The sequence below is a fragment of the Chengkuizengella axinellae genome (assembly GCF_030730905.1).
Classification (GTDB): Bacteria; Bacillota; Bacilli; order Paenibacillales; family KCTC-33759; genus Chengkuizengella; species Chengkuizengella axinellae.
In genome coordinates this window covers 205,089-225,214 of the sequence record NZ_JAVAMP010000004.1, presented here as the reverse complement: position 1 = coordinate 225,214, position 20,126 = coordinate 205,089, and the positions used below count along the sequence as shown (strand labels likewise).

General features: G+C 33.0%; 22 protein-coding genes and 1 pseudogene. 20 read left to right on the top strand and 3 right to left on the bottom strand.

Annotated elements, in window-relative coordinates; translation table 11 throughout:
* Positions 1 to 39: 39 nt before the first annotated feature.
* From Q5Y73_RS11910 to Q5Y73_RS11875, 8 genes and pseudogenes are all read left to right on the top strand, one after another.
* Positions 40 to 429 carry a hypothetical protein gene (locus Q5Y73_RS11910; RefSeq protein ID WP_305992119.1) on the top strand — a complete coding sequence of 130 codons (390 nt, stop codon included), beginning with the start codon at positions 40 to 42 and terminating at the stop codon, positions 427 to 429.
* A gap of 487 nt (positions 430 to 916) precedes the next feature.
* Positions 917 to 1,534 (top strand): 3'-5' exonuclease, encoded by a 618-nt coding sequence (locus tag Q5Y73_RS11905; RefSeq protein WP_305992118.1) that lies wholly within the window; start codon positions 917 to 919, stop codon positions 1,532 to 1,534.
* 143 nt (positions 1,535 to 1,677) lie between these two features.
* Positions 1,678 to 2,106, top strand: a complete 429-nt coding sequence (locus tag Q5Y73_RS11900) for a hypothetical protein (protein ID WP_305992117.1) — start codon at positions 1,678 to 1,680, stop codon at positions 2,104 to 2,106.
* A gap of 258 nt (positions 2,107 to 2,364) precedes the next feature.
* Complete coding sequence (locus tag Q5Y73_RS11895; protein ID WP_305992116.1) at positions 2,365 to 2,547, top strand: DUF7167 family protein; 183 nt, start codon at positions 2,365 to 2,367, stop codon at positions 2,545 to 2,547.
* Between the two features lie 58 nt (positions 2,548 to 2,605).
* Positions 2,606 to 3,052 carry a hypothetical protein gene (locus Q5Y73_RS11890; protein WP_305992115.1) on the top strand — a complete coding sequence of 149 codons (447 nt, stop codon included), beginning with the start codon at positions 2,606 to 2,608 and terminating at the stop codon, positions 3,050 to 3,052.
* Between the two features lie 82 nt (positions 3,053 to 3,134).
* Positions 3,135 to 3,485, top strand: coding sequence for a helix-turn-helix domain-containing protein (locus tag Q5Y73_RS11885; protein ID WP_305992114.1), 351 nt, complete (start codon positions 3,135 to 3,137; stop codon positions 3,483 to 3,485).
* A gap of 815 nt (positions 3,486 to 4,300) precedes the next feature.
* Entirely contained in the window at positions 4,301 to 4,762 is a 462-nt protein-coding gene (locus Q5Y73_RS11880) for a DUF4362 domain-containing protein (RefSeq protein WP_305992113.1), read from the top strand.
* Between the two features lie 242 nt (positions 4,763 to 5,004).
* Positions 5,005 to 5,187 (top strand): annotated as a pseudogene (locus Q5Y73_RS11875) (LysE family translocator); the annotation flags it as partial.
* Positions 5,188 to 5,277: 90 nt separating this feature from the next.
* On the opposite strand, the gene Q5Y73_RS11870 reads toward Q5Y73_RS11875, so the two are convergent.
* Entirely contained in the window at positions 5,278 to 6,795 is a 1,518-nt protein-coding gene (locus tag Q5Y73_RS11870; protein WP_305992112.1) for a sensor histidine kinase, read from the bottom strand.
* A gap of 370 nt (positions 6,796 to 7,165) precedes the next feature.
* On the opposite strand from Q5Y73_RS11870, the gene kduD reads away from it, so the two are divergent.
* The 8 genes from kduD (at position 7,166) to Q5Y73_RS11830 (ending at position 14,376) form a co-directional block, all read left to right on the top strand.
* Entirely contained in the window at positions 7,166 to 7,918 is a 753-nt protein-coding gene (gene kduD, locus Q5Y73_RS11865; protein ID WP_305992111.1) for a 2-dehydro-3-deoxy-D-gluconate 5-dehydrogenase KduD, read from the top strand.
* A 53-nt stretch (positions 7,919 to 7,971) separates the two neighbouring features.
* Entirely contained in the window at positions 7,972 to 8,802 is an 831-nt protein-coding gene (gene kduI, locus Q5Y73_RS11860; RefSeq protein WP_305992110.1) for a 5-dehydro-4-deoxy-D-glucuronate isomerase, read from the top strand.
* 47 nt (positions 8,803 to 8,849) lie between these two features.
* Entirely contained in the window at positions 8,850 to 9,470 is a 621-nt protein-coding gene (locus Q5Y73_RS11855) for a YesL family protein (RefSeq protein WP_305992109.1), read from the top strand.
* Entirely contained in the window at positions 9,470 to 10,120 is a 651-nt protein-coding gene (locus tag Q5Y73_RS11850; protein WP_305992108.1) for a GntR family transcriptional regulator, read from the top strand. The genes Q5Y73_RS11855 and Q5Y73_RS11850 overlap by 1 nt, the downstream gene beginning before the upstream one ends.
* A 106-nt stretch (positions 10,121 to 10,226) precedes the next feature.
* Entirely contained in the window at positions 10,227 to 10,892 is a 666-nt protein-coding gene (locus tag Q5Y73_RS11845) for an RraA family protein (protein WP_305992107.1), read from the top strand.
* A gap of 79 nt (positions 10,893 to 10,971) precedes the next feature.
* On the top strand, positions 10,972 to 12,174 hold the full coding sequence (locus Q5Y73_RS11840) for a glycoside hydrolase family 88 protein (protein WP_305992106.1): 1,203 nt from the start codon (positions 10,972 to 10,974) through the stop codon (positions 12,172 to 12,174).
* A 177-nt stretch (positions 12,175 to 12,351) separates the two neighbouring features.
* Positions 12,352 to 13,488 (top strand): alanine dehydrogenase, encoded by a 1,137-nt coding sequence (ald, locus tag Q5Y73_RS11835; RefSeq protein WP_305992105.1) that lies wholly within the window; start codon positions 12,352 to 12,354, stop codon positions 13,486 to 13,488.
* A gap of 18 nt (positions 13,489 to 13,506) precedes the next feature.
* Positions 13,507 to 14,376 carry an aldose 1-epimerase family protein gene (locus Q5Y73_RS11830; protein ID WP_305992104.1) on the top strand — a complete coding sequence of 290 codons (870 nt, stop codon included), beginning with the start codon at positions 13,507 to 13,509 and terminating at the stop codon, positions 14,374 to 14,376.
* Between the two features lie 90 nt (positions 14,377 to 14,466).
* Here the strand turns inward: Q5Y73_RS11830 and Q5Y73_RS11825 are convergent, their stop codons facing one another.
* Positions 14,467 to 14,763: a hypothetical protein gene (locus Q5Y73_RS11825; RefSeq protein ID WP_305992103.1), complete on the bottom strand. Its 297-nt coding sequence runs from the start codon at positions 14,761 to 14,763 to the stop codon at positions 14,467 to 14,469.
* A gap of 146 nt (positions 14,764 to 14,909) precedes the next feature.
* Here Q5Y73_RS11825 and Q5Y73_RS11820 point away from each other — a divergent pair, with 146 nt between their 5' ends.
* Complete coding sequence (locus Q5Y73_RS11820) at positions 14,910 to 15,464, top strand: sigma-70 family RNA polymerase sigma factor (protein WP_305992102.1); 555 nt, start codon at positions 14,910 to 14,912, stop codon at positions 15,462 to 15,464.
* The gene (locus Q5Y73_RS11815) at positions 15,436 to 17,055 is read left to right on the top strand and encodes a DUF4179 domain-containing protein (RefSeq protein WP_305992101.1); all 1,620 of its coding nucleotides are present in this window, start codon (positions 15,436 to 15,438) and stop codon (positions 17,053 to 17,055) included. Before Q5Y73_RS11820 ends, Q5Y73_RS11815 begins: the two co-directional genes overlap by 29 nt.
* A gap of 114 nt (positions 17,056 to 17,169) precedes the next feature.
* Here the strand turns inward: Q5Y73_RS11815 and Q5Y73_RS11810 are convergent, their stop codons facing one another.
* On the bottom strand, positions 17,170 to 18,057 hold the full coding sequence (locus Q5Y73_RS11810) for an AraC family transcriptional regulator (protein ID WP_305992100.1): 888 nt from the start codon (positions 18,055 to 18,057) through the stop codon (positions 17,170 to 17,172).
* Between the two features lie 170 nt (positions 18,058 to 18,227).
* On the opposite strand from Q5Y73_RS11810, the gene Q5Y73_RS11805 reads away from it, so the two are divergent.
* Positions 18,228 to 19,229 carry an aldo/keto reductase gene (locus Q5Y73_RS11805; protein ID WP_305992099.1) on the top strand — a complete coding sequence of 334 codons (1,002 nt, stop codon included), beginning with the start codon at positions 18,228 to 18,230 and terminating at the stop codon, positions 19,227 to 19,229.
* Positions 19,230 to 19,250: 21 nt separating this feature from the next.
* Positions 19,251 to 20,117, top strand: coding sequence for a creatininase family protein (locus Q5Y73_RS11800; protein ID WP_305992098.1), 867 nt, complete (start codon positions 19,251 to 19,253; stop codon positions 20,115 to 20,117).
* Positions 20,118 to 20,126 lie beyond the last annotated feature (9 nt).

The window sequence follows — 20,126 nt, the reverse complement described above, 5'->3', positions numbered from 1 at the left end:
ACAGAGTCTCTAGAGACTGCTGTTGCTGCTAGCTATGAATTGTATGAAATAAATATCAAACAACCTAAGGTAGGGATCATATTTCTTGATTCATATGAACCAACTTTAGATGTATTTGTTTGGACGTATAGTAATGGATCATTTGTAGAGTGGGAAGAAATTAGACATGTTAGTTTAGATCGTAAAGACGGCTCAATTACTAAACAATTCAGTGGTGTTGCTGAAGCACAGCTACTTAGTGGAAATGAAATATTTTGGATAGTTAATGGAGATTTTTTTGATAATGGAAGCACCTCTATTTCTTATACATCTGGAGCATCAGCAAAGATTGGTGAAGTTTGGACAGTAAGCTATTCTGTTACTAGTTCGTCAACTTCTAATCATTTTGCATATCATAATGAAAATGGTGGAATTTATTTACATGAGTGAGGTTTTATATTTTAATTAGTCTATAGTTAAAGTTCAAAAGTAATTATTATAATTACTTTACCTATTATATTACTTTATTATATTGTTTTATAAAATCTTATTTATTTCTATCCCTTTAGGGTAATTCCTAAAGGTTTTTTAATCTATCTATTGGTTAATTTCAACTCCATCTCATGTAAATAATTTCATCCAATGAAAAGAAAAAAATTACTCACTTTAGACAAAATTATATTAAATGAATGTTTTTTCGATTTACGTGGATAAAAAAATCTTTGGTTAAAGTAACTTAATAATAGTGATGATCAATAGCCAAGCCAGTAAGCTCGGCTATTTTTAATTCGATAAAAGTGCGATTTTATTGGATGAGAAAATATAGTAAAATTGTTAGCTTGTTCAATTTAAATACATTACATATAATGGATAAAAGGAAAGATTTAATAGATTAGATATAATTATATTCAAATAAAAGAAATCAAGGGGATTAAAAATGATTGAAAGAATGCTTATAACTGACTTAGAAAGTACTTGTTTTGAAAGAGGGAAGGAGCCAGTTCACTTTTTTTCTGAAATAATTGAGATTGGTGCTACTTTATATAATTTTAAGGAAATGAGAAGAGAGGACGAATATCAAACGTTTGTTAAGCCAGTTTTATTTCCTAATTTAAGTTCATTTTGTACTGAATTGACCAGTATAACAAATGATGATGTTAAGAAGGGTATAACTATTAGAGAAGCTTTTGAAGGATATAAAAGGATATATCAAGATGGAACAACTGTATTAGCCTCATGGGGAGCATATGATGCAAGACAAATTTTAAGGCAAGCTAAAAAGTTTAATCTTTCTTATCCTTTTAGTATGAAACATATTAATATTAAAGCTGCTTTTGCAAGGTTTTATAACGAAAATGGGAAACTACAAACTAAAACCCTTCCTAATAAGGGGATTGGCATGGGCGGTGCTTTAAAGCAACTTAACATGAAAATCGAAGGGACTCATCATCGTGCATTTGATGATACTAAAAATATTGAAAAAATTGTTGTTCGAATGATAGAAGACGGATGGAATCCACTTGATGATATTATTTTTGATTTTAGAAAGTACTAGAATTGTTTTTAAAACACACGATAAAAGAGTGATTTTAACGAAATGAATGTTGTGTAATAAACTGCAAATTGTGTTTGCTGTAATTGAGTGTTAGACAGAATAAATAATACAACAATGAGTGATTATTAAGAGGAGAAATGAAAATGGGTTGTGACATACATATGTATCTAGAAGTAAGACATTTTAGCAAAGATGATGTTGAAAGAGAAAAGGGAGTTTGGGTCAGTGCGGATAAATGGACTGAAGATAGATATAATTTTGGATATGACGATACGAGGTTTGAAGTTGAAGATAAAGATCGAATCTATGACGGAAGAAATTATAAATTGTTCTCTATATTAGCTAATGTTAGAAACAATAATAATTTGCCTTATATTAGTGAACCTAAAGGACTTCCAGAAGATGTTTCAGATATGGTGAAGAATGAGAGTGATTTTTGGGGTGATGAAGTGCATTCTCATACCTATCTAAATCTTGATGAAATCACCAATTATGAGCATTGGGATACCCTTCTAAATGGATCCCACATTGTAAAAAATAAAGAAGATGTTATAGAAATAATGGAGTATTAGACAATTTCATTCGATCAGAAAAACATATATTAGGATATGATTTATTTTATATAGCGCCATTAAAAGAATTATGTTCAGAGTTTTATGATGGAACTATTAAAAAAATGAAGAGCTATTTAAAAGAAAGTTCAAATAATTGTCCTCAAGAAGAAATTCGACCTGAGGATATACGTATAGTATTTTGGTTTGATAATTAATAAATGATAAAATACCTGTTTTATTTGATATTTAAATAACAAAGAAAAGGAGAATGACTCAATGGCTAAATATATTTTTCATGTTTCTACAAATGCAGTAAATTCAACAGTAGAAGAAGTTTTCGAAATACCTGATGAGGAGTTGGAAGGCTTATCAGAAGAAGAGGAAGAAGAAGTTGTAGGAAAATATTTTAATGAATGGAAAGCAGATAAAATGGCTGATACTTGGACGAGAATTCAATAATTGTCCTCCCATAAAACTCTAATTTTAATGAAATTATAATGTATGTGAGGCGATATTTTTGAAAAAATATTATAGTATGTCTATTTATAAAAATGAACAGGATGACAGCATGCTTATGTATCCTATAGGGAAACATGAAGTAGGATATGGTGTACCAATAAACAAGCCATATTTGATGGATGTACCATATACTGCAAAAGATGTAGGAATAACGATCAAAGAGTGTTTAAATATTCTTATAAATAATGAGTACACTGACGAGGAGAAGGGCGGACTTGTACATGAAAAGGTCACGGGTACAAAGAGTTTCTCTAAATTTGTTAAACTTTATAAATATGTTTCAGTTGCATTATTTCCATCAGAAGGATATGTAGTTAACCCATGGGTTCGAGAAAAAAGAGGTTATACTACTTATAAAGATACCCCTGAACTTAACCTTAATCTCGATGCTACCGAAGAAGATTTAGGAAAAGGAGTATTAAAAATGTTTGAAATGTGTAAATAAAACAAGAATTTTATCCAAATAGGTAGAGTAGTAATTCTTGTACTGAAGTAAATACATCTTATGAAAAAGGAAGAATAATTCAATGATTACTATTAAGGAAAATTTGTTATTAGGAGAACTTATTAAACACCACAGGCATTTAGAAGGGAAGACCATCGTACAATTAGAGAAATTGACAGGCGTTGACAAATCCAATATCTCTAGAATCGAATCAGGGCTAATTAAACGTCCATCTTTGGATAATATAAAGAAAATAGTAACTGCTCTGAACATTCCTTATGAAGAATGGATCAAACGAACAATCCAATACTTTATTACACGATATGAATCTTTTGATCAAGTTATACTTAAAAATGAACAATGTTTTAGGAATTCAGGAGTTTATCCAACAAGAAGAGAAATTATTTTCTATTACATACAAAAAACCATTTGATATGTCTAATCTGGCTCTTTATTTTAAACTCAAAGGAGATTATTATATTTTAACTGAAGGCAAAAATTGTTATTTGGAAGCAGCAATGAGATATGCTGAAGTTGGGCTTGCCTCGAGAGAAAGTGAATGCTTAAGCCTTGTTATGAATACACATGCACATAATAAGAATGAGGAAGATGTTTTTTTAACTATGGAGAAACTAAAAATCTATCATGATGTCAAAAGAAAGTTGTGTTACAAGAACAGGAACACTTAGTTCCAGACTGGGTAAAACGGTAATTTTATTGAAAGGAAAGATAATGTGGACATATTACCTAAAATTATAGTGAACTTATTCAAGGCTTCTATTGCTTTATATTTTATATATAAAGGTACTATTTCAATATTTTTAGGAGAATTCAGATTGTCAGTAAGAACAGGAGCAGATTCAATAATAACGCACCCATCGTATTTACTTATAAGTTTTTTCAGTATTGCATTAGGGCTTTTTCTAATTTGGGATATTTTAAAGAACATATTAATAATTGTTAAAGATAAAATAAAGTGAAATTTAAAATAGAAGAAGTAATCAATAAAATTCGGATTTTACAGGATAGAGGTGGATTGTTATGCTCGATTTATTTTTATTGATGTTAGTAGTAATTTTATTGTTTGGTGGTTTATTACTGTTGTCGAACTCTTACCAAATTATAAAGCAAAATAATAAAAAGATCGCTATACTAAAAGAAATTAAAGATGAATTAAAATCAAAAAATGATTAATATTTTTTTTAGATGAATGGTTAATAAAATTGGAATTTTATAGGAGGATTATAAATGAAAGAGTTAAAATTCCTTATAGCAATATTGATAATAATAGGAATATCTGGTTGTAGCGAATATAATCCATCACATGATGATATTAGCGAAGATGTTGATATTAGCGAATACAACCCATCAGATGAAGATATTGTTGATATACATGGTGAAATAACCAATATTGATATATTTATGCGATTTATTGAAAATATTAACCAAGGAATTAAGGATGAAATCAAAATTGTAAGATATACTATAGAAGGAGATGCAATCCTACGAGATCTTGAGTATGATGGGGAAAATATTATTACAACAATTGATACTACAAGAGATCGTTATGGTAAAAGACATGTAAGTACTTTTATATGTAAAACAATCATAATAGAAGAAACAGAAGAGATGAATCATTACAAGCATTACCTATTAAATGGTTGTAATCAGGAAAATATTGATACTTCTATCTTGGTTATTCAGAAATAAATTTAATAGTAAAATAAGCATTAATTTACAGATTGAAAATTTGCTCAAAGAGGGAAGAAAATGAAAGAAAATAATAAAGAAACCCCTGCAAGAATGCCACTTCAATATTCCATCTTGTTTAGTTAAATCTGGATGGAAGGTCCTAACAAACAAACTATAATATTGATTAGAAACAATTTTTATTGTAATTTTTTCCTTTATAAAATAAAATTTTAGTAACATGATTATGAGGGAGGGATAAAATGTTTGGAATCATCAATTACGAGGTATTTATTCTTTCAGGTATTTTATTAAATTTAATCCCTGGTACAGATAGGATGTATATTATTGGAAGAAGTGTATCTCAAGGAAAAAATGCAGGTATATATTCAGTCCTTGGCATTATAACGGGTTCAATCATCCACACTTTGTTAGTCGCATTTGGTTAGCCAATATATTAAACAAAATCACAGTCATTGTTTTTATAGGGATGGGACTGAAACTGCTTCAGACTAAAGCCCCTCAATAAAGTGATACTAGCTTTTCATCTCCCCTTTTTTAAACAAAGGTAAATAAATATTGAATTGAGTCCCTTTTCCTAGATCACTCTCTACCTCAATTTTTCCATCATGTCCCGTTACAATTTGATGACAATAAGAAAGTCCTACACCCCAGTTTGCCACAGGTGATTTTGTTGAATAAAAAGGAGCAAAGACTTCTTCCAAATTCTCTTTTGGAATCCCTGGTCCAGTATCTTTAATTGAAATGACGGCCCACTCATCGATTTCCTTTGCTTCGATTGTAATAGAACCTTTCTTTTCTGAAATGGCTTCTATTGCATTTTTTACAATATTGTATATTACTTCATTCATGTGTTCCTCATCTTGATAAACAATTAGAGGTTGCTCGGCTTGTTTATATTGTATATTGACGTGTGTTGTTGATAAACTGATTCGATTTAATGCCCTTTGAATCGGAACATGAAGTCGTATTGGTTTCATATTTAATGTGATTTGCTTTAGTTTGTTTGCTGCATCATCAATGCTGTGAAAAGCCTGATCGGTAGATTTCAGAATAAGATCTAAACTATAACTTGTTTCTTTATCCTTTTCATGTAATTCCTTCAAATATTCAGTTTCCGATTGAATCGCCAGAAGATGGTTTTTAATAGCGTGAGTAAAAGCTCGAACTCCGGTTGAAGCCGTTTTAATTTTACGATTGATGGACACATTCATATTGCGATAATAAGTTTCAATAGAATTATACTTATACACATTAAAAGTCATAAAACCAAGCGTAATCAGGACGATGATTGGAAATAAACGCAGCTCAATCAGCTGTAAATTGATTTGTGGCTGTAAGTAGTTTAAATAAATATGGCTAAAGGTTGTTTTAATTAGAATATCTGGTGCCCATGAAAACATAGCGACAAACAAGAAGGTAACAGGTAAAAGGCTTAATAGGTTAAACAAAGTATAATTTCGTATAAATCGAATACGTCTGTGTTTAAAATAGTATATAGCTAATAATGATAAACCAATGGCTAAATATAATAAATTAATCGATTTGAAAACAAAATCGCCTATTGTTGAGTAAAGGTGATATAAAGATAATCTATCCCAGTATAGAGATATATCCTGTAGAAAAACATTAAATTTAGGATCGTAAAATAAAATTTGAGTAAAAGCGATAATGCTCATCCATATATACCAATGGTATATTCGTTTTGATTTGGCACGACTGTTGATAAAAGAAATTGAAAATCCTAAAAAAGAAAAATAAAAGAGTACAATGCCAAGGTTTAAGAAACGAAGCAGCACAATCGGATCAAAATTTTGTAGGACAAGGTAATTCCAAGTATCAGGACTAAAGTTGAAAAATTGACTCACAATATTGTAGTAATAGTTAAACTTGCTTAAATACAATATCAAAGCAATATATGAAATAACCCACCCAATAATCATGCCGTACAAAAAACGAATAGAATCACTTTTCATATTTTTATAAGTGAAAAGAGCAGTAATAAATAGAAAAATAATAGCGATATACAACATGTTTCTTCATCTCCGTTTTATAGTCTAATCTCTATATTGAAAACGCTTAAATCAATTATACACAAAACGAATCATGTTTAAAGAGTAGGTATCTTAAAAAACACAAGTACATGTAAACGTTTCCTATATTACTATAAATTTTTGTTATATCATAATGAATAATGTATACTATTAAGGGGAAGCGCTTTCCCTAAAGTATTGTTGTTGTTTTAGAAGTTCTATATTTTTAAAGTGAAGTAGGGGTATAAATCTTTCATCTTATATCCGTTCTTGAAAGCGTTTAAAATTAATTTAAATACAAAATGATTCATGTTTAAAGGAGAGAGGCTTGATGTCTTTTCAATAAACATAAGTGTAAGGAGGGAAACGTATGTCAGTTATACAGCTAGAGGGAAAGGTCGCTATTGTCACAGGTGCTAGTCGAGGTTTAGGAAAAGCAATGGCTTTAGCACTTGCTAAAGCAGGAGCAGACATTGTAGGTATTGGTGTAAGCGGTATGGAGAATACAAAATCAGAAGTAGAGTCACTAAATAGAAGGTTTTATCGTATTCAGGCTGATTTTTCTAAGTCAGCTGAGGTGGAAAAAGCTGCTTTGGAAGCGATTGAACAAGCAGGTCATATTGATATTCTTGTTAATAATGCAGGAATTATTCGTCGATCTCCAGCAGCTGAATTTACACAAGAAGATTGGAAAGCTGTAATGGACGTTAATTTAGATGCTGTATTTTTAATGTGTTCCATTGTTGGTAAACATATGCTTAAGCGTGGACAAGGGAAAATTATAAATATTGCATCCATGCTTTCATTTCAAGGTGGACTTCGAGTTCCTGCGTACACTGCAAGTAAACATGGTGTAGCTGGGTTAACCAAATCACTTGCAAATGAATGGGCTTCAAAAGGGATCAACGTTAATGCAATAGCTCCTGGATATATGGCAACAGATAATACAGAAGCATTAAGAAATGATGCTGAACGCAATGAATTTATTTTATCTAGAATTCCAGCAGGTCGTTGGGGTACACCAGAAGATTTAGCAGGTCCCACTGTATTTTTAGCTTCAGATGCTTCCAATTATGTCAATGGACATATCTTATGTGTTGATGGTGGATGGATGAATTTTTAGAAAATAGTAATTTGAGGGTTAGATAATAAAAGTAAAGGGAAAGAGGAGAAGAAATGGAAATACGTCACGCAAGACATTATGAAGAAATAGAAAGGTTTAATACGACAGAATTACGAGAGAACTTTTTAATAGAATCATTATTTGAAGATGGCAAGGTAAACATGTTGTATTCCCATGAAGATCGTATGGTTGTAGGTGGGGCATGCCCAACAGACTCCCCTCTAGTGCTTGAGGACGCCGATACATTAAAAACGGAATATTTCTTAGAACGTCGTGAGTTAGGCATCATTAATGTTGGGGGCAGAGGAACGGTTATTGCAGATGGTAAAGAGTTTGAGTTAGATACAAAAGATTGTTTGTATGTGGCAAAGGGGACAAAGGAAGTTCAGTTCATAAATGGAGAAGGTGGAAATCAGGCTAGATTCTATTTTCTTTCATCACTTGCACATGCAGTGCTTGAAACAACAAAGCTGAGCATTGAAGATGCAACACCAGTTCAACTTGGTTCTGAAGAAGAGTCTAATAAGAGAACGATTTATCAATATATTCATGCAGACGGGGTTCAGAGCTGTCAATTGATGATGGGTATGACATTATTAGAAGGAAACAGCAGATGGAATACAATGCCAGCTCATATTCATGACCGACGTATGGAAGTTTATTTTTATTTTGATATGGAGGAGCAAACTCGTACATTCCATTTCATGGGTAAACCAGATGAAACTCGTCATCTCGTTGTGAAAAATGAACAAGCCGTGATTTCACCTAGTTGGTCTATTCACTCTGGGATTGGCACAGGAAGATATTCCTTTATTTGGGGAATGGCAGGGGAAAATTATACATTTACAGACATGGAATTTGTTCCAATGGATCAATTGAGATAATGATTTAAATATAAAAAACGATATTGAAAATTGAGGTGAGCACAATGGTGGAAGGAACATTTATGGGGAAGTTGTACACAGGTTTGGATTGGTTTGTAAAACTAACCTATCTACAGCTTTTATATGCTGGATTTATTATTTTGGGTCTATTTTTTGGTGGACTTTTTCCTGCCACAGCTGCTTTAATGGCAACTGTTCGTCAATGGATAAGAGGACGTACAGATCTTCCTCTTTTTTCAACCTATCGTCAATATTTTCGAGCGTACTTTGTTCAGGCTAACATCATCGGATATATCATATGCTTTGTTTCGACCTCTCTTGTTTTATATGTGTATTGGTTTATGCAAATCGGAGGAGTTTGGGCAAATATATTGATATATGTTACGTTTTTACTTTTACTATTTATGGTTGTTATTACTGCTTACTGGATACCTGTATTAGTTCATTTTGAATTAAAGGGTTTCAAAGTATTAAAGCAAGCTTTTTGGATCGCTGTTATACGTCCATTTCATACAATTGGATTAGTTGTACTAGTGATTGTTTTATTTTTATGGACCAGATTTATGCCCGGTTTATTACCAATATTAAATGTGAGCTTGTTGGCGTTTGGATGGATGTGGATTACTCATCATGCATTTGAGAAGTTTGATGTAAAGGCGGATTCATAATGGAAAAGTTAAGGAATGTATCATTAAGTAAAAGTGTGTATACACATTTAAGAAATGCAATTATTACTGGGGAGATTAAACCAGGAAATCCTCTGCTAGTATTGGAAATTTGCGACAAGTTAAATGTTAGTCAAGCCCCTGTAAGAGAGGCATTGGAAAGATTAAATCAAGATGGGTTGATCGAAAGACGACCTAATAAAAGTGCTATTGTCACAGATGTATCTATTGAAGAGGTAGAAGCCATATATGAGCTTCGTTCATTAATTGAAGGTCATGCTGTAAGAACAACAATGAAGGAAATTACGAAAAAGGATATTGGTGAATTAAAGATCATTTATGAGGAAATGAAAAGTGCCAGTCTAAAGAATGATTTAATATTGTTAAATGAAAAAGATATGGAGTTCCACCGTCTTTTTTACCAAAAATGTGGCAATCCAATGATTTTAAAAACGTGGAATGAAATTGAGCTGAAAATCATGCGGTTTATTTATACTACAAATCAGGTTTACTTTCCTAGCTTAGACCGTGTAGCGGATGCTCATCTTCCTTTAATTGAAGTGGTTGCTTCAGGGGATGGACAAAAGGCAGAGGAATTATTCTTAAAACATATGAAGGCTGTTTGGTGGAAGATGAAGGGGGTGTCAGTTTAAAGTTGTTCCACATTCATAAAAAATGTATTGCGTTTTAGTGCGCACTAAATTATCGATAATATTATCGATAATTTAATATATAAAATTTTATAAGGAGGGTTTTATAGTGAGTGAAAGAATAACAGTTTCAAAATTTGATAAATTGTCTATTATACTCCATTCAGCTGTCATTTCAGATGTATTGGACGATTTAGGATATACGAATCAAGTGGTACATTCAGGTTTGAAAGGATTAGATAGTAATTCTGTTGTGATGGGAAGAGCATTTACTGTATTAGCTGTAGATGTGTACCAACAACCTGAATCGCCATATCAAAAACAAATGGAAGCGGTAGACCACTTGAAAAAAGGGGATTTGTTTGTAGTCACAACAAATGGTTCAACGAGATCTGCTTTTTGGGGCGAGTTATTATCCACTTCAGCAAGAGCAAGAGGTGCTAGAGGAGCTATTGTAGATGGGTTAACTAGAGACACAGCTAAAATCATAGAGATGAAGTTCCCTGTTTTTACAAAGGGGTTTATTCCTATTGATTCAAAGGGAAGAAATGAAGTGATTGATTATAACGTACCTATTGAGTGTGGGGGTGTCAAAATTCAACCTGATGATTTAATGTTTGGAGATCGTGATGGAATCGTAGTTGTTCCACAAAAAGTAGAATCGTTAGTGATTCAAAAGGCTTTGGAAAAATTAGAAGCAGAAGATAAAGTTAGAGAAAAGCTTTTAGAAGGGGTTACAACAGAAGAAGTATATAAAGAGCTTGGGGTTTTGTAAAGTCATTCTGAAAAAAGAAACAAATATGGATTACAAACTAATCAAAAATAAAATTATTTATAACTGGGAGAGGTAAACAATGGGTAAAGTACAAGTAGAACAAGTATATGATGAAGGAATTAAGCAATTAGAGCGTTTTGAAAATAGACCGGATGTCGATCGCGCTTTTATCGAAAAGGCCATTGGGCAAATCATTGCAAAAATAGATCAAAGCTTGGACAAATTCACAGATCTCTTTCCTGACAGCAATACTGAAGATGGTATTTATAATCCAATTGGGAATATTGAATGGACAAACAGTTACTGGACAGGGATGCTTTGGCTTGCATATGAGTGGACTGGTGATGAAAAATATCGCACTGTTGCAGAAAAACAAGTATTGAGTTTTAAAGAAAGAATTGAGCAACGGATTGAAGTGAATCACCAAGACGTAGGAATTTTATACTGTTTATCGTGTATCAGTGCGTATAAATTAACAGGAAATGAAGTTGCTAAGGATGCAGCATTACAAGCAGCAGATTTATTAATTACAAGATTTTATGAAAAGCCAGGCATCATTCAAGCTTGGGGTGAACTAGATGATCCAGAACAACGAGGGAGAATGATTATTGATGGTACATTAAACCTTCCTTTATTGTATTGGGCTTCTGAAGTCACTGGGAAATCGATTTATAGAGATATTGCGGAAAGTCATGTACAACAAGCAGCTAAACACATTGTTCGTGAGGATGCTTCCACCTTCCATACTTTTTATATGGATGTTGATACAGGTAAACCGATCAGAGGAAAAACTTTTCAAGGTTATGCTGATGATTCTTGCTGGGCTCGAGGTCAAGCGTGGGCAATGTATGGTTTTCCACTAAGTTATCGCTATACACAAGACTGGAGTTTAATCGAACAAACAAAGAAAGTAACCCACTATTATTTGAACCGTCTCCCAGAAGATTTTATCAGTTATTGGGATTTAATTTTTACCGATGGCGATGAGGAAAGAGATAGTTCAGCAGCAGCTCTCGCCATTTGTGGAATGTTAGAAATGGTTCGATATTTACCACTTGCAGATCCAAATCGCCGCTACTATGAGAATGCAGTATTGTTAACAGTAAAATCACTATATGAAAACTATACGACAGAGATTGCCAGTGAAGAGGAAGGTGTATTGCGCCATGCTGTTTATTTCAAAGCTGGGGGTCGTGGTATAGACGAAAGTTGTATCTGGGGTGACTATTATTATTTTGAAGCATTAATCCGTATGATGAAAGACTGGGAGTTATACGGATAGTGTGAAGGCCTTCGGAATGATTTCATAATTTCTTGTGTATTTTTTTTCGTATTCATTTAAAACAAAAGGGGTATATAATTTTCATCTTATATTCATGATGTACTCATTCTACAATTTGGTTATGATTCGAATCAGATACTAAATTAAATATATTGTATATGTGAGGAGTGCATCGTAGTGATTATTGGCGTACCAAAAGAAGTTAAGGTAAACGAAAATAGAGTATCTTTAACACCAGCAGGAGCAGGCATGATAATAGCTGCAGGTCATCAAGTTTTATTGGAGGAAGGTGCTGGGGAGAATAGTGGATTTTTAGATGAAGATTATATTCAGGAAGGTGTTCAGATATTAACAACTGCCTCTGATGTCTGGTCAAAAGCAGAGATGATCCTGAAAGTAAAGGAACCTATCCCTTCAGAATATGAATTAATTCAAGAGAATCAACTTCTTTTCACTTATTTACATTTAGCTGCAGCAGGAAATCTTACAGATCATTTATTGCAAAAAAACGTAACCTCTATCGCTTACGAAACGATTCAGCTGCCAAATGGTGAATTACCATTGTTAACACCAATGAGTGAAGTGGCCGGAAGAATGTCTGTTCAAGTCGGAGCACAATTTTTAGAAAACTATTATGGTGGAAGAGGCGTGCTATTAGGTGGAGTTCCAGGTGTACCACCAGCTGATGTGTGTATTATTGGAGGTGGTGTTGTCGGCACGAATGCAGCTAAGATCGCTTTAGGAATGGGAGCAAGTGTAGTCATTGTAGAAAAAAGTGCACAACGAATGAGAGAATTAGATGATTTATTTAATGGGCGATTACGGACTATAATGTCCAATTCACATAATATTTTAAGTGCTGTAAAAAAAGCGGACTTATTAATCGGAGCCGTATTGGTCCCAGGAGCACGCGCACCTAGATTAGTAACAGAGGATATGGTGAAAGAAATGAAAAAAGGTTCGGTCATCGTTGATGTGGCTGTGGATCAAGGGGGTTCCATTGAAACGATTGATCATTCAACTACACACAGTCATCCAACCTATGAAAAATATGGGGTAGTCCATTACGCGGTAGCAAACATGCCAGGTGCTGTACCAAGAACTTCAACCATAGCATTAACAAATGTGACCATGCCCTATGTAATGGAGTTAGTAAATCAAGGTTTTGATCATGTTATTGTTGGAAACCCTTCATTAAAATTAGGGGTCAATACCTATAAAGGGAATCTAACCTACAAAGCTGTTGCGGATGCACTAGGCAAAAGCTATATTTCAGTAGATGAATTGATTCATTATGAACCTGTAAATTCATAAGCAGAGGAGATGAATGTATTGAATACCATTCAAAATTCTTTCTTGCGTATATCTGTGAAAGAAAAAGGTGCTGAACTTAGCAGTCTGTGTACCATTGAAAATGATGAAAAGGAATATGTATGGCAAGCTGATCCTGATTTTTGGGGAAGAAGCTCACCGATACTATTTCCCATCATTGGGTTATTAAAAGGAAATGAATACACCTATCAAGGTAAAACATATGCTATGAATGGTCATGGTTTTGCTAGAGATGCTGAATTTCAATGCATTGAAAAGAAACAGAATAGACTAGTGTACAAATATCAAAGTAATGAGCAGACGCTAAAACATTATCCCTTTCTATTTGAGTTGTTCATCATTTATGAAATAAAAGATAACAGGGTAGATATATATTATGAAGTTATAAATAGTGATAACAAACCAATTTTCTTTTCCATTGGAGGCCATCCAGCTTTCAACTGCAACTTAAATGAAGGAAATACTGTTTTGGAATTTGAAAAGGATGAACGAGTAGAAATTGGTATCGTTAATCAACAAGTTGGATTAATGAAAAATGAAAAGAAATCAATTCCTCTTATTCAAAAACAGCTTTTATTAACAAATGATTTGTTTGCTGAATATGGAACTCTTGTTTTTGAAAAATTAAAATCCAATATAATAATTTTAAAGGATAGAAAAGCAAACACTATTTTAAAAATGACAATGGACGGCTTTCCTTATGTAGGTGTTTGGACACCAAAAAAACCAGCTCCATTTGTGTGTATTGAACCGTGGGTTGGTCTTCCTGACATGGAAGATGCTAATCAAGTTCTTGAAGAAAAAAAAGGGATTCAACGATTAGAAGCGGGTAAAACTTTTAAAGTTTCTTATCAAATGGAAATACTATAAGAGAATCGAACAACCCTCAACAAACTGGCGTGCTTCTTTATGAAGGCGCCTTTTAAATTTAATTTAAATGTTCTAAATGTCCGAACCTATCTAATTTCTCCAAAATCTAACTATTTGAAAGATAGATATAAAAGCAAATATCAATACTGCTGAAGTTTTTAACCACATTAACTCTTTGTATGCTATAGTTGGATCTAAAAATAAGTAAACTGCAATCACACATAAATAAAACAAGTAGGGAAATATAAAAATAATTTTATGCTTTTTTGTTTTTCTACCTTTCTTTTCAAATTTGTAAAGGATATGTTTTAAAACTCCGAAAGTTAATATAGTAAAAGATAAAAACAAACCTAAAAATAATTTATAATAAGCCTCGGTTAAATCCATAAAGTCATCCCTCTTTCAATCATTGATAAATCATGTTATTTGATCATTCTCCAAACATTTCTAAATCACCTCCTTACAAAAATTGTAGAAGTTGAAACTTTTTATATAGTCGGATATCTCTAATTAATGAAAGGAGGAATTACACTGTGAAACATAATATACAAACAGTAAAACTAGCAATGAGTGGAGACGCTAAAGCATTTGAAGAATTGTTGTTCTTAGAAGAGAAAATGTTATATTACAAAGCTCTTTCTTATGTTGGTAAAAAAGAAGATGCATTGGATGCTATACAAGAAGCGTCATGCAAAGCGTTTCTTTCAATAGGTCAATTGCAAAATCCAGAGTATTTTTCAACTTGGCTTTTTAGAATTCTTATACGGGAATGCTATAAGTTATTAAAAAAGAGAGATCAAATTATTCCTTACGAGGAAAAGGAACTTCTAAAGAGAATAGAGCGTCAACAAGACAAAGAAATAGAATCTTTTCATTTGAATGAAGCATTTTCTAAACTTAACTCTTCTTATCAAACCTCTATCATTTTATTTTACTATCATGACCTTACAATTCAGGAAATATCCGAAATCATGGAGAAGCCTGTTGGGACAATAAAAACTTATCTGCGCAGAGCAAAGAAAAAATTGAAAAGTGATATAGAGAGGAGTAGTGGAATATATGGAAAAATCACACAATCAGTTAAATGAGTTTCCTAAAGAACAAGTTCGTTCAGCTATTCAAAATGGGATTGCTGAAGCTGAATTACAAATCAATAATAAAAAGAAAAATGTACATATTTTTAAATTGAAAAAAAGGAAAAGATCTTCTATTATTCTAGTTTCATCTATCTGTTTGTTAATCGTAGCAGCTAGTCCGACAATTGCAAGTATGGCGATTTCAATTACAGATTGGATGAAAAATATTAATTCCAACGCAGTAATTCGTGCATTTGAGGATGGAATAGGACAAGAAATTGCACAGTCTGACGAGTATAATGGTACAAATTTTACTGTATTAAATGCTTTTGTTGATGACAACCAAACGGTCATTAATTTTAGTTTTGATATCAATTCGGGCTTAGATTATGATGAAGCTTTATTTTCAAAATTTAATGTGAATCTCATGAACGGAAGAGAGTATGCTTATTATGATGATGAATCTAGGAAACTTGTAGGTAGTTATGTATCTGAAGAGGGGATAAAGTCATCTTTGCAAAACGTAGATATATCTGTTGAAGATATTTTTTTATATCAAAATAAACGAGATCCATTTGAATTGAATTGGGATGAAGTAGAATTTAAAGATATGAGCGAGTCTTTGGAAGGCGTAGAAAAGCTGGAAATTCAATCTGTAAGAATAGAAGGAGAAGAGCTTCTAATTCAATACGAAACAAAATATCTGGATGAAGAAAATACTTTTGAGCCTCCTATGTTGGAAATGATACATGAAGGGACTTTATTGAAAAGAACGTCTGTGGTTGGAAAAGAATTAGAGAAAGGAAGTGTGCCAATTACTTTAACGTATAACTTAAATGGTGTTAGTGTTCAAGAATTAGACGTATTTGTCACTTATTCTGAAAGAGTTGCAAAAGTTGATGGAAGTTGGAAGGTTTCCTTTGATTTAGATAAAACGAAGGCAGATCAAGCGACGATAGTGAAAGAATTAGACGACAATATCATATATTGGACAGATAAATTACATCTTGAGCAATTAACGATCACACCTACATTAATCTCAATTAAAGGAAAGAAAAATCAAATAAAAAATGGGATCGAGATTGTAGGTTATGATGAAATTAGCTTGAGGATAGGTGATCAAACATATGAAGGAGGCTACTTTCCATCCAATAAATCAAAGTTCGAGTTCCAATTTAGAATTGATCAGCCATTGCCACCTATAATAGAAGATATATCTTTAAAGCTTAATGATGCAAGTGTACAGACTATTTTATATCCTGATTCTCCATCACTAGTTTTGACAAACATAAGCAACGAAAAACAAACGGTCACTTCTAATGTAGCTGATTATCCAGTTGAATTTACATATCATATGATAGACGGAGATGTGATAATAGAGAGCTCTAGTTCAAATTTAACCTATCAAGGCTTACAGACGTATTATATAGATCAAAAAGATAAACGACAGTTTGCAAGAAAAGAAGATATAGGCTTGTTTAACAAGCAGATCAATACAGTGAAAGAAACGTATTTTGATTATCAAGATAGCAGTATGGAGTTATTCATTTATTCGTATTCAAAGCTTGATAAAGATCGAGTTGAAGTAATGAATCTCAACTGATATTCAAGCAGAAGTAATGAACAACGTTATCGATAAAAACAAATGTCAAATCAGTATTCCTACTTTGTGATGATTGTTGACTTAAAGCTAAAACTCACCAATTGGTGAGTTTTGTTATTTATTTAAATCAAATACCTTCTTTAAATGTTTCCGATACTGATATGGTGTTTCTCCGATGTGCTTTTTAAACCAATGGACAAAGTAAGATTCGTTATGTAGACCTACTCTTGGTCCAATGTCCTTTACCGGCATATTGGTTGTTTTTAATAAAAGACAAGCTTCACGTATTCTTCTAGCATTTAAATAGTCAGAGATTGTAGAACCTGTGGCTTGTTTGAATAAGTGTGATATATGTGATGGTGACAGGTGTAGATCGTTAGCTAGTTGATTTAATTGAAAGGGCTCGTGATAATGCTGCTCTAACCATTCCATTATATTTTCTGTGTGGTGGGATGTTCTTTCCTCTGATATGTTGCTTTCTTTTTTTAGTGTATCCCATTTTCCTTGCAAATACTGAAGAAAAGAAAGCATAAACACGGCATCATTTTCAACAAAGGAGTCTGAATTAAATCTGTCTTTTTTTAAATGTAAAGATTCAAATAAATAGTTTAAAAATATTCGGTCTGATGAAACATCTAAGTTCTGTATTTGTAGTTTCTCTTTGCGAAGTTGATGGAAAAAATCTAAAAGATTAGAAAATGGCTTTAAAAAAGGCTCCATAACATTTGGTTCCACAACGATGAGGGAGCGTATATAAGGTGTTTCCAAGCTCACTTCAACCTTTACTCGATGGAGCTGAAAAGGCTGGAAATAAAAAAGGGAATCAGGCTTTATTTCATAAACCTTTTGATCAATAATAACATGCCCCTCTCCACGTTCGATCCATAAAAACTCCATCCCTTGATGTGCATGGAAAAAATCACGATGTTTATCACTTGTTATATTTCGATGCCAAAATAAAAAGGGTCTATGATTTAAATTAATATTTTCAACAAGATTCATGCTGTACCCTCCTCTATGAATTCATCACAACAGAACAACATTTTATAGCACTAAATCTATACTTGTAGGCTAATTATGTTGTTATAATCCATATTAACACAACAATATCTCAATGAATAACATCACAACTATAATGAATTCACTTGAAGATTGGAGGGAGAACAGTAGTCATGGATTATTCAAAGTTTGCACATACAGATCGAAAAATTTCAAGACTTGGCTTTGGTGCCATGGGATTGAATGGCGTGTTTGATCAACTTGATGATCAACAAATGATAAAATCTGTTTTATTTAGCTTAGACCAAGGAATTAACTTTATTGATACTGCTAGAGGTTATGGAAGGTCTGAGGAACTAATAGGTAAAGCATTAAAACAATGGACAGGAGAACGACCTTTTATTGCTAGCAAGGTAAGTCCGACTCGTCCACCATCTTCTTATCCAGTGATGTCAGGCTGGCATCATCCAGCACCAGTGAAAATTGTTTATCCTCAAGGTTCAATTCGAAAAAGTGTAGAAACATCGTTGAAGCAATTGGATATTGAGTCCATTGATCTAATTCAGTTACACAATTATTGGCCGATGTGGGATACACAAGAGGATTGGATGGAAGAATTAATTCAATTGAAAGAGGAAGGGAAAATCAAACATATCGGGGTTTCTGTCCCTGATCATCGTCCTGAATTAATTCTCTCATTAGTTCGGTCAGGCAAAATAGACTGTGTGCAAGCAGTAATCAACATTTTTGATCCAATTGCATTAGACTGTCTTGTACCCATTTGCGAGGAAAATCAAGTGGCGGTGATTGCACGCATGATACTAGACGAAGGTGGATTAACAGGTTTTTTAAAAGAAGATACAACGTTTAGAGAGGGAGACTTCCGACGAAAATATTTCGATGTGTTACCTCGATCCATTTACATTGAAAAAGTGGAAGCTTTAAAACAGTTTATTCCTAGCTATGCTGATAGCTTAGCTGAATTAGCCATAAAGTTTGTTCTTCACCATCCTGGTGTAACTACAGCTATAACTTCTATGCAAGTGAAACAATTTGCAGCGAATAATATCAAAGCGGTACAAAAAGAAAGATTGCCAGATGATATATTTGAAACTTTGTTCATTAAACATCGTTGGATTCGAAACTTCCTTCAAGCGAGAAGGCATATGGATTGAAGAATGAAGGGAGGAGAGACATTGAAAGTACTCTGGTCAGAGCTGTTTCCATTGGAGTTTAAGAATCGATTAGAGGAAAATCCAGTTGTTTATTTTCCACTAGGTTTGTGTGAACCGCATGGTCAAATCAGTGCATTTGGGCTGGATATGTTTAAAGCGGAGGAAATTTGTAAACAAGTAGCTGAAAAAAATGGTGGAGTTTTGGCTCCGTCTCAGTCATATCACATTCATGAAAGTGGCCCTTCTGCAAAATGGTTGGAAGAGCAAATTGGGGAAATGAATCCACATATGACTTCTGTTTCACCTTCAGCATTTTTTTATTTTTTTCTATATCAATTGAGAGCTTTTTATAATGCAGGATTTAAGAAGATTGTCATTTTATCAGGTCATGCAGGAGCTCATAAAAAAGATTTAAAAAAAGTATCTGGTTTATTCAGTGACTATTTTGACATACCGATTTGGTATGGAACAGATGCTGAGCTTGTTGAAGAACAAGGAATGACAGGTGACCATGCAGGAAAGTATGAAATTTCAATGTTGATGTATATTCGACCTGAACTAGTCGATCTATCTACAATAAAACAGGAAATTTATAAGGATAACGGAAAGCGATTTGCATTGGATACTAGTGCTTTAGAGGCTTCAGCAGCATATGGGAAACAAATTGTAGAATCCTGTGTATCTTCTTTATTATTTATCGTGCAGGATATGAAAAATATGAAAGTTGTTCCTTCAGTAGAGATGTTGTCTTATCAAGATATAGAGAGATTATGGAATTATATTTTGCAAAGGAATGTGAAATGGGCATGTTTGCAACCAAGAGGAGATCAGCTCAAAGTATCTGATAAATCTCGATGGAAACATGCAGAATACACAGAGCTAAAATGATGGCAATTT